Genomic DNA, 15,716 nt, shown 5'->3' on the forward strand with positions numbered 1-15,716 from the left:
ATTATTTCGGGTCCAAAATTAGATGATTATTGATGGCGTAAAGTTAATAAAAACTTAATTTAGCACTTAAAATTGATGGAAGTGGATAATAATTTGCTCTTAAAACTAAAAAGCAATTTAGAGGGGGACATGCAATGGGATACCCTTACAACTGCACTATATGCAACAGATGCCTCTGTTTATCGTAAGATTCCATTGGCAGTGGTCTTTCCAAAAACGGTTGAGGATATTAGAAAGGTTGTGAATTTTGCAAGTGAGCAAGGTGTTGGTATTATACCAAGAACAGCTGGGACCTCTTTGGCAGGACAATGTGTAGGAGATGGTTTGGTTGTGGATGTTTCCAAGTATTTTACCCAAATTATCCATTTGGACGAAGCCAAAAGGCAGGTAACCGTACAGCCAGGGGTCATTAGAGATGAGCTGAATCTATTTTTGGCACCCTACGGATTGTTCTTTGGGCCCAATACCTCCACCTCCAACAGATGCATGATAGGAGGTATGGTAGGTAACAACTCTTCCGGTACTACCTCTATCCAACAAGGGGTAACCAGGGATAAAGTCATCTCCATGAAGACCATTTTGGCAGATGGTGCCGATGTTGAGTTCAGCGCCCTTTCCAAAGCTGATTTTATAAAAAAAATGGAATTGGACACTCTGGAAGGTTCGGTTTATAAGAATTTATATAAGGAACTCAGTAATACTGCAATCCAGCAAGAAATATTGGAAGAGTTTCCCAAGCCTTCCATCCATCGTAGAAATACGGGGTATGCCGTTGATGAAATCCTAAAAAGCAATGTGTTTACCAATGTTGATGAGGATATCAACCTTTGTAAACTATTGAGTGGTAGTGAAGGTACTTTAGCCTTTACCACTGAAATTACCTTAGAATTGGATGTGCTGCCACCAACATTATCTGCCATGGTGGTCACCCATTACCATACCTTGGAAGACAGTTTAAAGGATGTGGTTCCCGTTATGGAGCACAACCTTCATTCCTGTGAAATGATGGATAAGGTCATTCTTGACTGTACCAAGAACAACAGGGCGCAATTGGCCAATAGATTCTTTATAGAAGGGGATCCGGCAGCCGTGTTGATGTTGGAACTGCGTTCCGATACCGAAGAAGACCTGAACAGACAGGTAGCTGCATTGTTGGCAACCATAGAAACGTCGGGATTCAGTTATTCCAATGCCATTCTGAAGGAGGGAAATACCAATAAGGCTGCAGAATTGAGAAAAGCAGGCTTGGGACTGTTGGGCAATATGGTCGGGGACCGAAAGGCCGTGGCCTGTATAGAGGATACTGCCGTGGCCTTGGAAGATTTGAAAGATTTTATTGGGGAGTTTTCCCAGATCATGAAATCGTATAGACAGGACGCCGTATATTACGCCCATGCGGGCGCGGGAGAGCTCCATTTGCGACCTATTTTGAACCTTAAGAAATCGGAAGATGTGGCCTTGTTCAGGGCTATTACCACCGATGTGGCCAAATTGACCAAGCGTTATAAGGGCTCCTTTAGCGGGGAGCATGGTGACGGGATTGTCAGGGCAGAATTTATTCCTTTGATGATTGGTGAGAACAATTACCAATTGCTGAAGCGGGTAAAATCCTACTTTGATCCCAAAGGGATATTCAATCCTGGAAAAATAGTGGACGCCTATCCCATGGACGAGTCCCTGCGTTACGAAATTGACCGTGAAGAGCCTGAGATCAAGACCTTACTCGATTTTTCGGACAGTGAGGGTATGTTAAAGGCGGCCGAAAAATGCAATGGGAGTGGGGATTGTAGAAAAACCCACCATGTTGCTGGGGCCATGTGTCCCAGTTACCATGCCACCAAAAATGAAAAAGATACCACTAGGGGTCGCGCCAACGCTCTGCGTGAATTTTTGACCAACCCAAGTGGTGTCAATCGATTCGACAGTAAGGAGCTGAAGGATGTTTTTGACCTTTGTCTAAGCTGTAAGGCATGCTCCAGTGAATGCCCGAGTAACGTGGATATAGCGACCCTGAAAACAGAATTTTTATACCAATACCAGGAAGCAAACGGGTATCCGTTACGGGGCAAACTGTTCGCCCACAATACCCGATTGAACAAATTGGGCAGTAAAATGGCTGGCTTGACCAATGTGGTATATGGATCTAAGGTATTGAGTTCTTTAGTTAAGAAAACTGCCGGGGTGGCACAAGAAAGAAGCCTGCCAAAAGTTTCAAGTTTTGATTTCAATAAGCACCTTCAAAAGGCTATAAAAAAGAATACTATAACAAAATCAAAAGTGGTTTTGTATATTGATGAATTCACCAATTATCTAGATACCGAACTTGGTCAGGATGCTATTGAGGTGTTGTGTAAATTGGGTTATGACGTGCAACTGTTTTATGCGGAAAGTGGCCGTACCTATATTTCCAAAGGATTTTTAAAGGAGGCCAAAAAACTGGCCCTAGCCAATATGGAAAGATTAAAAGAATTTGCCGTTCAGGGATTACCGGTCATTGGATTGGAGCCTTCAGCGGTTCTGACCTTTAGGGATGAATACAAGCGTTTCGGGGGTGATCCCAAAATAATGGATGCCATAGCCTCAAATTCCTTCCTTATTGAGGAATTTTTGGCAAATGAAATTCAAAAAGGGATAATAACTTCGGATCGTTTTACCAAAGCGGCAAGGACCGTGAAAATCCATAACCATTGTCATCAAAAAGCATTGTCGAACCAAAAGGTAACTTTTGATGTTCTAAACTTACCAGAGAACTATACTGTTTCCATTATAAGTTCTGGTTGTTGTGGGATGGCGGGATCTTTTGGCTATGAGAAGGAACATTATGAAGTGAGTATGCAGATCGGGGAATTACGATTGTTTCCTGCAGTGAGGAAATCTGGCGAGGAGGTCATCATTGCAGCCAATGGAACCAGTTGCAGGCATCAGATCCATGATGGCACCAAAAGAAAAGCCTTACATCCTATAACCATTTTAAAACAGGCCTTAGTCTAGTGGTACGGATTTACGCTGCTGGTGGATTGCTTTTTTTTGCAATGGATGAAATCAATTCTTGAAGGTTCATTTTCTTTAAATCCTCATCGGCAAAGAATGGTGATAATTTATCGTGGTTGTAATGATAAATCTTCCATCTTTTAAAGTTGTACTCTAAAGAGGTCAAATTTTCTACCCAATCCCCAGAATTGAGATAGGTGCATTTTCCGTTTTTATTTTCAACATACTCCTTTTTCGGTTGGTGGATATGTCCACAGACCACGTTGTCATATTCGTTTTCAATGGCCAGCTCTGCAGCTGTTCTTTCAAAATCACTTATAAATTTTAGGGCACCCTTGACGTTGTTTTTGATTTTTTTGGAAATGGAGCTCTTTTCCCTTCCAAGTTTAATGTTTAACCAATTGATGCCGCTATTCATCAGTATGAGTGTATCGTAGCCATAAGCGCCCAATTTGGCTAACCATTTTGCCTTTTGTATTGAATGATCAAAAATATCGCCATGGAAAAACCATGTTTTCCGACCGTCCAAGTCCAATACCAATTTGTTGACAATGTGAATATTACCTATGGTAGTACCAGCAAACTTGCGCAACATTTCATCATGGTTGCCGGTGATGTAATAGACTTCTACACCATTTGCGGCCATTCCAATTATTTTTTTCAAAACCTTCAAATGCGAGGTCGGAAAATACCGCTTGCTAAATTGCCCAATATCAATAATATCACCGTTCAAGATCAATTTTTTGGGTTGGATGCTGTTCAAATAGGCAATGAGCTCATCGGCATGACTCCCAAAGGTGCCCAAATGCACATCTGAAATTACCGCAACCTCTATTTTTCTTTTTTTCAATGACTTTTATTTTGTCCAAAAAAAACTAATTAGTATAAACTTACAATTACCAAGAGATCAACAATTGTTAAGCAAAAGGTTAAGTTTAGATTAATTTGTGTTAATTGAATTGTAAAGGGTAATATGCCCCTACTTCATTTTTGTTTCTCTGATTTAAGATTTACCTTTGAACGAAAGATATCTACATGGCTGGTAATACATTTGGTACCCTATTCAAACTAATGACTTTTGGTGAATCTCATGGTGTGGCCATTGGTGGCGTTTTGGACGGATGTCCTGCTGGAATTCAATTGGATTTGGAGGCCATTCAAACAGAATTGGATCGTCGTAAACCCGGTCAATCGGCCATCGTTACCCAACGTAAAGAACCGGATTCCGTGGAGTTTTATTCCGGAATTTTTGAGGGCAAGACTACTGGTACGCCCATAGGTTTTGCCATTCACAATACCAATCAAAAATCGCACGACTATTCCCATATAAAGGATTCATACAGGCCTTCCCATGCCGATTATGTTTATGACCAGAAATATGGATTTAGGGATTATAGAGGAGGTGGAAGGAGCTCGGCCAGGGAAACCGCGAGTAGGGTAGTGGCTGGTGCCATCGCCAAACAATTTCTAAAGGGTATCAAAATAAATGCCTATGTCTCACAGGTCGGAGATTTATCCCTATCCACCAATTACAAGGAATTGGATTTCTCATTGATAGAGTCGAACCCAGTACGCTGTCCAGACCCTGAAATGGCCTTGAAAATGGAAAATTATATCAAGGAAATTAGAAAGGAAGGTGATACGATAGGTGGTGTAATCACCTGCGTTGTACAGAATGTACCCATTGGTTTGGGGGAACCTGCCTTTGATAAGCTCCATGCAGAATTGGGTAAGGCCATGCTATCCATAAATGCCGTAAAGGGATTTGAATATGGCAGTGGATTTGAAGGGGTTAAAATGAAGGGAAGTGCGCATAACGACCAGTTTAATTCGGATGGCACTACCAAAACCAACCACAGTGGCGGTATCCAAGGGGGTATCAGTAATGGAATGGATATTTATTTCAACATCGCCTTTAAACCAGTTGCCACGGTTATTCAAGGCTATGAGACTATAGATAAAGAAGGTAATATGGTAACCACACAGGGTAAAGGACGACACGATCCTTGTGTTGTGCCAAGAGCAGTGCCCATAGTGGAGGCCATGACCGCCTTGGTTTTGGCAGATTATACCTTGTTGAACAGGACAATCAAATTATAATTTTCCTTTTTTTCGGCTTTTCCTCACAAAATAGTATCTTACTCCCTTAAAATTTAAAATTTATGAGGAAGCTGGAATTGCATTGGCGAATTCTTATTGGAATGTTTTTGGGCGTCATTTTTGCCTTTTTAATGGTCCAATTGGAATGGGGACCAAAATTTGTATCGGATTGGATAAAACCTTTCGGTAATATATTTATCAACTCCCTAAAATTAATTGCAGTTCCGTTGATTCTTGGATCCCTGATCAAAGGGGTTTCCGACCTGAAGGATATTTCCAAATTATCCAAAATGGGGGGCAGGACCATAGGAATCTATGTCCTAACGACCATTATTGCGGTATCTATAGGTTTAGGGGTGGTCAATTTGGTGAAGCCGGGATCTTCCATTTCACAAGAAACCAGAAATGAACTTGTAGAAAATTATAAAGGTGACGCAGACTCAAAAATAGCAGAGGCAGCCAAACAAAGAGATGCCGGGCCTTTGAGGGCATTGGAGGATCTGGTGCCGGAAAATATTTTCCAAGCTGCCAGTGACAACGGAAACATGCTCCAGGTAATCTTTTTTGCCATTCTCTTTGGTGTGGGACTTATCCTGATCCCAGAAGAGCAGGCCGACCCGGTGAAGAAATTTTTTGACGGTTTTAATGAGGTGATCCTAAAGTTGATCGACTTGATCATGTTAGCGGCACCCTTTGGGGTATTTGCCCTATTGGCGGCATTGGTGGTAGAATCACCCAGTATGGATCTTTTCAAGGCGTTGGGGTGGTATGCCCTTTCCGTATTGATTGGACTTACATTGATGATAGCCGTGTATATTTTAATTGTATGGTTGGTGACCAAAAAAACTCCGTCCTTCTTTTTAAAGGGAATCTCTCCGGCTCAATTATTGGCATTTTCAACCAGTTCCAGCGCCGCCACCCTTCCTGTGACCATGGAACGGGTAGAGGAGCATCTGGGAGTTGAGGAAGAGGTGACCAGTTTTGTACTGCCCATCGGAGCCACCATCAACATGGACGGTACGAGTCTTTATCAGGCAGTGGCCGCTGTTTTTATAGCCCAAGCGTTTGGGATGGACCTCAGTTTGTCTGCCCAATTGGGAATCATTGTTACGGCGACATTGGCATCCATTGGGAGTGCTGCCGTACCGGGTGCGGGAATGGTCATGTTGGTCATTGTGCTGGCGCAAGCAGGAATACCTGAAGCAGGTCTGGCACTGATTTTTGCCGTGGACCGTCCATTGGATATGTGCAGGACCGTAGTGAACGTTACCGGAGATGCGACCGTTTCCATGGTAGTTGCCAAGTCCGTGGATAAATTGGGAGATCCCAAGGTGAAGGATTGGGACGACCATTACAAGGGAAAGAAGGTTATTTAAAATATCACAAACACATCTTGGATTCATTGTTTTAGGGCCTTTTTTGGGCCCTAAAATATTTTTATATGCCTTTGTAATTTCAATCGAATCTTCTAATACATTAGCGCGTTCTTATTTGAAATTATGAAAAAAGTCGCTTTGCATTGGCAAATCCTAATTGGGATGTTGTTGGGTTTGCTTTTTGGATATCTAATGCTCCAAGTATCTGGGGGCAAAGAGTTTGTTGAAAATTGGATAAATCCTCTTGGGGTCATATTCATCAACCTACTCAAACTTATAGCCATCCCTTTAATTTTGGCCTCCCTCATCAAGGGCATCTCTGATTTAAAGGACATTTCCAAATTTAGGAACATAGGCCTACGGACAATGGTCATCTTCATCATGACCACGGTAATGGCCATAACCATAGGTTTAGTTTTGGTGAATATTTTTAATCCAGGTAATGGTATTTCCAGTGAGACCATTGAAAGGTTGACTTCTACCTATGCGGACAATTCCGGTCTGCAGGCCAAGATTGAAGAAGCTTCCCTACAAAAGGAAACAGGGCCATTGCAGTTTTTGGTGGATATGGTTCCAGATAACATATTTACGGCCATGAGCAACAATAAACTCATGCTACAGGTAATTTTCTTTACCGTATTCCTAGGAATTTCTATGCTGTTGATCGGGGAAGAACAGGCCAAACCTTTGAAAAATCTTTTTGACTCCTTAAACGATGCAGTGTTAAAAATGGTGGATCTGATCATGCTTACGGCCCCGGTAGCTGTTTTTGCTTTATTGGCCAATGTGGTGGTCAGCTCGGGGGATCCAGAGTTATTATATGCCCTATTGAAATATTCGGGTGTTGTGGTTCTGGGCCTTATGCTTATGATTGTCTTTTATTGTACGGTTATTTTTATAACCACCAGGATCAACCCATTTTGGTTCCTTAAAAAATTGAGTCCAGCCCAACTTTTGGCATTCTCTACCAGTAGTAGCGCGGCCGTTCTACCGGTGAACATGAAAATTGTGGAGGACGAAATTGGTGTAGACAAGGAAGTGTCCAGTTTTGTGCTTCCTGTGGGCGCAACGGTCAATATGGACGGTACCAGTCTTTATCAAGGGGTTGCAGCAGTATTTATCTCTCAGGCCCTAGGGCACCATTTAGAGCTCACGGATCAGTTGATGATTGTTCTAACGGCGCTTTTGGCCTCTATAGGCTCGGCAGCCGTCCCAGGTGCTGGAATGGTCATGTTGGTCATCGTTTTGGAATCCATTGGGTTCCCAGCGGATAAATTGGCCATCGGACTCGCGCTCATCTTTGCTGTAGACCGTCCTTTGGATATGTGCAGAACGGTAATCAACATAACCGGGGATGCCATGGTGAGTTTGGTAGTTGCGAAATCTGTTGGAAAAATAGATTTTACCAAGGCCAAAAGGGTATAAGGACCACGTATTGGGATGTAATGACTAAATTGCGCCCGAATACATTTTTGTAATTGCAGTTTATGAAGAATACTGACTTGGTAGCTATTGAAAAGGAGCATGCCGATCTTTTTGAGATCGATATCAATTTGGACCGTTTGGTACAAAAGATAGAACTGCTCAGCTATCTTAACCCTTTGAATATTGAAAAGGAGAAACAGCGCTTTTTTGCATCCAAGTATACGGAAGACCCTGTTTTTAAGTATCCCAAGATCAAGTTTGATCCATACAAGCTACATCGGTTGTTCTATTCCCAGCGATTGGAACGAATTGAGGATGAAGTGATCCGGAAAATGTACCAGGAAATTATCTACTACTACTCCAATATGATCCAATGTATTGAGACCATAGGAGAAGGAAAGAAGTTCTATTACAATTCCCTCAGGGTATTTGGTACACCAACCGAGAAGGATGTTCAGAACGCCAGATATATCCTCCATTTTGAAGATGAGCCCGTAACCACTGAACTGGAAAAAGTTTATACGGCCGAGGAAGCCAAGGCATATTTTGAGGAGTTCGTACAATCCTATGATTTTCCTTTGAACATACAACTTTCCACAAGCCTTGCTGCGGATGCCATGGTGAGGAACAGTACCCAATCCCTCGTCATCAAAAAAAATGCAAAATTCTCCAAGAACAAATTGCTGACCTTGGCGAACCACGAGATCGGAGTGCATTTGGTCACTACCTTTAATGGTAAGGATCAGCCTCTCAAGATTTTTTCCAACGGGTTTCCTAAAAATGTGGAGACTCAGGAAGGACTTGCAGTGTTTAGTGAATATATGAGTGGCGCTCTCACCCTAAAAAGACTTAAAGAGTTGTCTTATAGGGTTTTGGCATCTGATAGTTTAATAAAAGGTTCTAGTTTTTCGGATACCTTCGATATGATCCACAACCAATATAAGTTGAATAAAAACGATGCTTTCACCATTACGATGAGAGCCCATAGAGGTGGTGGTTTTACCAAAGACCGTTTGTATTTGAGCGGCTTGCGAAAAATATATAAACGCTATAAGAAGGGGGTACCTATGGATATCCTATTGACCGGCAAGGTTAATATGGAATACGAACAAGGGATACAACACTTGTTCGATCATGGTCTGGCCCAAAATATTACCCATAAAAATCTGGCCTTTGGGGAAAATAAGAACGCCAATAAGACGTTGGACTTTATCTTGAACAATCTGAAATAGGAATAAACTACGTTAGTAAGGTTGGAAAATTAATCCAAAAACTTGGCTTTTAGCTCAGGTGTGGGAATCATACAATCTTCCTTTTTGCCAAACCATTTATAACGGTTCTTTGCCACAATGTCGTAAACGAAGTTGCTTATAGATACGGGTATCCATTCCAATACCTGCAATAATTTCCATGCACCTCCAAAATCCTGCCCAATCTTTAGCGCTGCAGTTGCTTTGGTATAATAGGCAACTCCAGGTTCTATGAGGATGATACTGTCAATATTGGTGGTGTCTATATGCCGTTGTTGCAGATATTTCATTCCAGTGGCACTTTGCAATGGCGCATACCTAAATTGGTCGTGTTTATCGTGTTTAATGATAAATTGGATGGCCCCATTGCAAAGGTTGCAAACACCATCAAAAAGTATAATTTTCTTATTTTCTTCCATAAGTTACTTGCTGGCCTGTACCAGTTCCAATTGATCTACACTTACATTTGTTGTGAACAGACCGTAGTTCACCACGGCCTTATTTTTTTCCAGACTATCAATACTGCCAACGGCTTTGCCATCCTGTAAACGTACTCGGTCTCCTATTTTGAAAACGGGCCTTGGTTTGTTTTTTTCCTGGACTATGGCCTTTTTTTTCTCCTTTTTCTTTTCCTCTCTGACCTGCACTATTTTCTGCTCCAATTCTTGGGCTACTTCCACCTTTTTCTGTTTTTCTTTTTTGACCTCCTTGACGCTCTTCTTTTTGCGCTTGCTATTCTCCGTTTCTACGATGCGCAACAACTCGGAAACCAATGGTCTTTTCTTTTTGTCCTGAAAGTATTTTCCGGCAGCATCATTGAGTTTGTTGCCCAAATAGATCATACGTTGGTTATGGTCGTAAAGCTCTTGGTAATTTTCCAATTTGGATTTGATCTTGGAATTGAGGTCCTCCAATCGTTTGGCTTCCTCCCTTGCTTTGGATTCCTCTTCCTTTAGTTGGGATCCGGTTTTTTCCATTTTGCTCCTTTCCTTTTGCAGCTTGGCGATCGTGGCATCGAAACGAACCTTTCCCCTTTCAATTTTTTTCTTGGCCTTATTGATCAGACTATAGGGAATTCCATTTTTTTGTGCCACTTCAAAGGTAAAGGAACTTCCTGCCTGTCCCAAAACCAATTGGTAGGTGGGTTCTAGAGTTTTTGAATCGAACAACATATTCGCGTTGGTCATTTCCGGTAATTCGTTGGCCAGCATTTTAAGGTTGGAATAATGGGTGGTGATCACTCCGTAGGCTCCGCGCTCGTAAAACACCTCTAAGAATGTTTCTGCCAACGCCCCACCAAGTTCTGGATCGCTCCCCGTTCCAAATTCGTCAATAAGGAATAGGGTGCTATCATTGCATTTGCGCAAAAAGCTGTTCATATTTTTAAGGCGATAACTATAGGTGCTCAAATGGTTCTCAATAGATTGATTATCGCCAATATCGGTCAAAATTTTATCGAACAGGCAAACCGTGCTGCGTTCATGGACGGGGATGAGCATGCCGCTTTGAACCATGACCTGCAGTAGGCCTATGGTTTTTAACGTGATACTCTTTCCTCCGGCATTGGGACCTGAGATCACAATAATCCTATTTTCCGGATATAGTGAAATGGTCTGTGGAAAAGTCTTTTCGTTCTTCCTTTTATTGCTCAGATACAAGAGGGGATGATAGGCATCCCTGAGGTGCATTTTCTTTTCGGTACTGACTTCTGGCATCACCGCATTGGTATCCACGGCGTATTTGGCCTTGGCGGCAGTAATGTCCATATCGGTCAAAAACTCTTGATAGGTGCGTAAAAGCGGGCCGTAAGGTCTTATGTGGTCCGTGAGATACTTGAGGATTTTTTTGATTTCCTCGGTCTCATCAAACTCTAGGTTGTTCAGCTCCCTGCTGTATTTCAAGGTAGCCTCAGGTTCTATATAAACGATACTTCCGGTTTTGGACGAACCCATGACCGCTCCCTTAACCTTTTTTCGGTACATGGCCTTGACCGCCAGCACCCTACGGTTCTCCACGACGGATTCCCGGATCTCATCCAAAAAATCTGAAGCGTTATAGGTGTTCAGGGCAGATCCAAAACTTTGGTTTATTTTTCCTTTTACAAAATTGATTTCCTGCCTGATCAGCTTTAGGTTCTCCGAAGCATTGTCCTTGATTTCTCCAAAACGATCGATCACCATATCGATTTGGGCAGGGATATCCGAATTCAGTTCTATTTCCTCCGATGATTTGTACAATAAGGGGTAATAGTCCTTGAACTTTTTGAAGAACTTAATATGAGTGGTCACGGTATTGCAGATATTGCCAATTTTTCTAAATCCGGTAACCTCAAGACTGGTGTTTTCAATTTTGAGGAGTTTCAATTCATGGAATATCGCATCGAAACCGTGATTGGGAACTCGGTTGTCATTGGTAAAAGAGGCCAGGTACTCAGAGGTTTGTCCAAGACTGGTCAGAATACCCTCCTTACTGTCCAGCGGAACAACGGTCAATACCTTTTCCTTTCCCAGTTCTGTATTGCATCGTAGGGAAAGTTGGTCCAAAACAGTAAAAAATTCTAAATCTTGTAGTGTTTTTTTTTGAATGTTGTTCATAGCAATGTAAAGCCCTAAATTTGGCACTACAAAAGTAGGCCTTTTTTATATGAACATCAATATGCATCCCAGTTGGAAGGAACAGCTTTACGAAGAGTTTAACAAGTCTTATTTTTCAAATTTACTCCAATTTGTAGAGCGAGAATATAAGGAGTATACCTGTTATCCCGAATGGGAGGATATTTTTGCCGCTTTTCATAACTGTCCGTTCGAGGAAACCAAAGTTGTCATTATAGGGCAGGATCCCTATCATGGACCAAATCAGGCCAATGGGTTGTGTTTTTCCGTACAGGACGGTATGGCGCATCCGCCGTCATTGATCAATATCTTTAAGGAAATGCAGGCTGATCTAGGAAAACCGTACCCTATCAGTGGTAACTTGAAGGATTGGGCAAAGCAAGGAGTGCTTTTATTGAATGCTACGTTGACCGTTCGTGCAAATGAGGCTGGGAGCCATCAGAAAAAAGGATGGGAAACCTTTACAGATACGGTGATCCAAAAAATTTCGGCAGGTCATGAGAATGTCGTCTTTTTACTTTGGGGCGGTTTTGCCAAAAAGAAGGCGAAATTGATAGATACTGCCAAACATAAGGTATTATTGTCCGGACATCCATCACCTTTGAGCGCCAATAGAGGATATTGGTTTGGAAACCGTCATTTTAGCAAGTGCAACGAGGTTTTATCCGATGCCGAAAAAGCAACTATTACTTGGTGATTTATCGAATATTTTAAAAATTCTTTTCTATTATCAGCGAATTAATTAACTTAGAGATTATATTCTAATAAAAAATCTGTGTGGGTCCATTCTCTATAAAATCTGTCTTACTGGTTGATGATGACGCCTCTGCGACTTTTATCAATAAGGTTTTTATAAGTAACCTTCCCTTGGACGTAGAGGTCTATTCTGCTGTTGATGGAAAGGATGCGTTGGACTTATTGGATGAGATGAGCGTAAGTTCCATGGGGAAAAATTCTTTTATTCCATGTCTACTTATCCTGGATATCAATATGCCCGTAATGGATGGGTGGGAATTTTTGGATGCCTATACGGATCGCTATTCCAAAGAGATCAAAAAGAATATTACCATCGTGGTCACTACCATGAGTGAGGATGAAAGGGATATCATTAGGGCAAGTAATAACCCGATGATCAAGGAGTATGTCCAAAAACCGCTCTCAGACGAAAAATTATTGGAAATTGTAGAGAAACACTTTACCGAAAAACAACATTAACCCTATTGTTCCTGTTTTACGGTCTACTTAATACAGTATTTTCTCTTTAGGAACTACCTTTTCTATCAACCCCAATGCCTTTAATTTCTCTTGAACCTCTAAAAGAGTATTTGCATGTAGCTGGGATTGGCTCCATGCTGTAATGGACAGCCATTCTTTGATATCCTCTAGTTTCTGTTCATAGGCGTTGGACAGATTCCTATCGATACTTGGAATGCTTTTAAATTCCTCCGTGTAAAGGTTGATGACTTCCAGAATATGTCCCAACGTATTTCTATGCGCCATTAAAAACTGGTCGGTGGCTGCGATCACAAAACATGGCCACGGGGTAGGGCAGTCTCCGATTCTTCGGAAAACACCCTGGTCTACCAAAGGTTTTGTGGTAAAGTGTTCCCACATAAAATAATCGGCAGTACCTTGGGTCAGTGCGGTAACCGCTCCATCCAAATTATGGATAACCTCGAATTCCAATTTTTGGGTATTCCATTGGTTGTTTTGGGCATGGACATAGGCCATTAGGTGGCTGCCACTACCATATCTGCTGATGGCCGCCTTGGTATTCTTTAAGTCCTTAATATCTTTATACTTGCTCTTGGCACCGACATGAATGCCCCATAGCAAGGGAGATTCTATATATTTCTGTACAATTTTCACCGGATTACCTTCCACGACGCTCTTTACGATCCCTTCCGTTAGGATAATGGCAAGATCGGCACTGCCTTCTTGGAGCATCTGGCACATTTTACCAGTTCCTTCTGGAACATCGGTCCATTGAAGATCTATTCCACGCTCTTCAAAGGCTCCTTCTTCCATGGCCAAATGCCATGGAAAATTAAAGTGTTCGGGAACACCTATGATCTTTACGGTTTTCATTTATTGGGTAATCTTTTCTAAGGTGTATTTTATAAGTCGTTCTGTTGATCCTGCAGGGTCTTTGGAAAATTCCCCGTTGCTTCTATTGGCCAAAATACAGTTCATGGAAACTGCCCGATGCCCTAGAAGTTTGGACAGGCCGTATATGCCAGAGGTCTCCATTTCCAAATTCGTGATTTTGAGATCGTTGTATCTGAAGGCCGCAAGTTTTCCGTTCAAGGCATTGTCTTGGGTATCCAGACGTAATTTTCTTCCCTGTGGACCATAAAAGCCGACATTGGTGGCGGTAAAGCCCAAAAGAATTTTGTCAGATTTAAGTTTAGAGCCAAGATCCTCATCGTATTTGACCACATAGGGAGTGGATTTATGCTCAAACCACCTTGTATGTTCCATGAAGGCCTTTTGGATTTCTGGGTGCTGCACATGGCCGCTATCGTAAAACTGCAATAAGCTGTCAAAGCCAATGGCGTATTCGCTCATCAGAAAAGAATCCACCGGAATATCGGCATGTATGGCCCCTGAGGTTCCAATCCTGATGATGTCCAGCTTTGTTAGTTCTGCCTTTATTTTTCTAGTGTGAAAGTCTATATTGACCAAGGCATCCAATTCATTGAAGACAATATCGATATTGTCCGTACCAATTCCAGTGGATATGACCGAAATCCGTTTGCCGTTCAAGGTACCGGTATGGGTATAGAATTCCCTCTTGCCTTTTTTGATTTCTATTGTATCGAAATATTTGGATACTTCCTGTACACGATCGGGATCACCCACGGTAATGATGGTTTTTGCGATGTCTTCAGGCAATAAATTAAGGTGATAAATGCTGTTGTCTGCATTTAAGATAAATTCAGATGGACTAAGTTGCATGCTATAATTTTAGAATTCGGTCCGTAGACGAATTATATAGGAAGTTGTATTTCAATGCGCCACCGAGATATTCATCATTTTCTCTAATAGCGGAATAATAATTGGTTTTTCCCTTATAAATCCCTTCACCATTAGTGGTAAGTTTTACTGGGGAAAAAGATGAAAATAAGGGTTTTATTTTCGAAATGACCCTATCGTATTGGGTGTCTCCGAAGCCATAGATTCCTTGATTTTTTAAAATTAGTGATATCAGTTCCTTTTTAGAATCTGGATGTTGTTCCAACGCCACTTTCAATACCTGGTTCTCCACTTCGTTCAGGCCGTTTTTAATACTTGGGAATCGCTTTAAATGGGCCGCTATGGCATTGGAAAGGTTATCGAACTGATAATTGCTGAAATCTTTGACATTTTCCAGTCGAATGGGATTGTTGCTACAGTATAGTTGCCAAATGTAATCGGCATATTCTATATCGTCCTGGGTTAGTGTTTTACGCTGACCGTACAAGAGCATAAGATCCTTGTTCTCCATTTCCGAAAAACTCTTGGGTATTGCCTCGCCTGGCACATAGGATCCACTGGAAACCAAAGAAATTTCGGCATGTCTTCTATAGGCCTTTAACCAACTGATCACAGCCAACATATTTATCTGGCAAAACAGGTCATAATCGAACCACAACACAATTTGATCTTGTTGTTTGTGATTACAAAGAGATCGGTATTCCTTTAAGGTTTGGTCTATAAACCTGGTTTTTGATATTTTGTAGGTTTTGTGCAGAAATTCAAAACGCGTTTTCCAAAAAGATTCACTCCCTACCGAGGTAAGGGTTTTTCCCTCACAAAGCATCTCCCTCCAAGTGATTATTTCACCCTTGAGATCGAGTGAATTTAACCGCTGGGTCAGCATATCGCCATTTGTTATGTGCAATAAGGTGCTCATTGGAAATTTGTTAGGTGTTAATCTGTCATTTGTTTATTCTTTTAAAGGTAACATTTTTAATAAAAAT

Annotated in this window: 13 protein-coding genes; 7 read left to right on the forward strand and 6 right to left on the reverse strand. The window is 41.7% G+C overall.

The window, feature by feature from the left end:
- Positions 1–75: 75 nt before the first annotated feature.
- Positions 76–2,991, forward strand: a complete 2,916-nt coding sequence (locus WAA86_RS03475) for an FAD-binding and (Fe-S)-binding domain-containing protein (protein WP_337299587.1) — start codon at positions 76–78, stop codon at positions 2,989–2,991.
- A gap of 10 nt (positions 2,992–3,001) precedes the next feature.
- On the opposite strand, the gene WAA86_RS03480 is transcribed toward WAA86_RS03475, so the two are convergent.
- Positions 3,002–3,841, reverse strand: a complete 840-nt coding sequence (locus WAA86_RS03480; protein ID WP_337299588.1) for a UDP-2,3-diacylglucosamine diphosphatase — start codon at positions 3,839–3,841, stop codon at positions 3,002–3,004.
- A 185-nt stretch (positions 3,842–4,026) separates the two neighbouring features.
- On the opposite strand from WAA86_RS03480, the gene aroC reads away from it, so the two are divergent.
- The 4 genes from aroC (at position 4,027) to WAA86_RS03500 (ending at position 9,124) form a co-directional block, all read left to right on the forward strand.
- Positions 4,027–5,091 carry a chorismate synthase gene (gene aroC / locus WAA86_RS03485; protein ID WP_337299589.1) on the forward strand — a complete coding sequence of 355 codons (1,065 nt, stop codon included), beginning with the start codon at positions 4,027–4,029 and terminating at the stop codon, positions 5,089–5,091.
- 62 nt (positions 5,092–5,153) lie between these two features.
- Entirely contained in the window at positions 5,154–6,467 is a 1,314-nt protein-coding gene (locus tag WAA86_RS03490) for a dicarboxylate/amino acid:cation symporter (protein ID WP_337299590.1), read from the forward strand.
- A gap of 123 nt (positions 6,468–6,590) precedes the next feature.
- Positions 6,591–7,892, forward strand: coding sequence for a dicarboxylate/amino acid:cation symporter (locus WAA86_RS03495; RefSeq protein WP_337299591.1), 1,302 nt, complete (start codon positions 6,591–6,593; stop codon positions 7,890–7,892).
- A gap of 62 nt (positions 7,893–7,954) precedes the next feature.
- A complete protein-coding gene (locus WAA86_RS03500; protein ID WP_337299592.1) occupies positions 7,955–9,124 on the forward strand; it encodes a flavohemoglobin expression-modulating QEGLA motif protein in 1,170 nt (389 codons plus the stop codon).
- A 29-nt stretch (positions 9,125–9,153) separates the two neighbouring features.
- Here WAA86_RS03500 and WAA86_RS03505 read toward each other — a convergent pair whose 3' ends face one another.
- Both WAA86_RS03505 and WAA86_RS03510 read right to left on the reverse strand, forming a co-directional pair.
- Positions 9,154–9,561: a thiol-disulfide oxidoreductase DCC family protein gene (locus tag WAA86_RS03505; protein WP_337299593.1), complete on the reverse strand. Its 408-nt coding sequence runs from the start codon at positions 9,559–9,561 to the stop codon at positions 9,154–9,156.
- Positions 9,562–9,564: 3 nt separating this feature from the next.
- Positions 9,565–11,736 carry an endonuclease MutS2 gene (locus WAA86_RS03510; protein WP_337299594.1) on the reverse strand — a complete coding sequence of 724 codons (2,172 nt, stop codon included), beginning with the start codon at positions 11,734–11,736 and terminating at the stop codon, positions 9,565–9,567.
- A 49-nt stretch (positions 11,737–11,785) separates the two neighbouring features.
- On the opposite strand from WAA86_RS03510, the gene WAA86_RS03515 reads away from it, so the two are divergent.
- Together WAA86_RS03515 and WAA86_RS03520 are read left to right on the forward strand one after the other, a co-directional pair.
- Complete coding sequence (locus WAA86_RS03515) at positions 11,786–12,451, forward strand: uracil-DNA glycosylase (RefSeq protein WP_337299595.1); 666 nt, start codon at positions 11,786–11,788, stop codon at positions 12,449–12,451.
- An 80-nt stretch (positions 12,452–12,531) separates the two neighbouring features.
- Positions 12,532–12,969 carry a response regulator gene (locus tag WAA86_RS03520; RefSeq protein WP_337299596.1) on the forward strand — a complete coding sequence of 146 codons (438 nt, stop codon included), beginning with the start codon at positions 12,532–12,534 and terminating at the stop codon, positions 12,967–12,969.
- 27 nt (positions 12,970–12,996) lie between these two features.
- Here WAA86_RS03520 and WAA86_RS03525 read toward each other — a convergent pair whose 3' ends face one another.
- The 3 genes from WAA86_RS03525 to WAA86_RS03535 are packed head-to-tail and all read right to left on the reverse strand — an operon-like array spanning position 12,997 to position 15,649.
- Positions 12,997–13,842 carry a substrate-binding domain-containing protein gene (locus tag WAA86_RS03525; protein WP_337299597.1) on the reverse strand — a complete coding sequence of 282 codons (846 nt, stop codon included), beginning with the start codon at positions 13,840–13,842 and terminating at the stop codon, positions 12,997–12,999.
- Complete coding sequence (locus WAA86_RS03530; RefSeq protein WP_337299598.1) at positions 13,843–14,712, reverse strand: nucleoside phosphorylase; 870 nt, start codon at positions 14,710–14,712, stop codon at positions 13,843–13,845.
- A 1-nt stretch (position 14,713) separates the two neighbouring features.
- The gene (locus WAA86_RS03535) at positions 14,714–15,649 is read right to left on the reverse strand and encodes a DUF1835 domain-containing protein (protein ID WP_337299599.1); all 936 of its coding nucleotides are present in this window, start codon (positions 15,647–15,649) and stop codon (positions 14,714–14,716) included.
- Between the last annotated feature and the right edge of the window lie 67 nt (positions 15,650–15,716).

It is taken from the genome of Sediminicola sp. 1XM1-17, assembly GCF_037203765.1.
Taxonomy (GTDB): Bacteria; Bacteroidota; Bacteroidia; order Flavobacteriales; family Flavobacteriaceae; genus Sediminicola.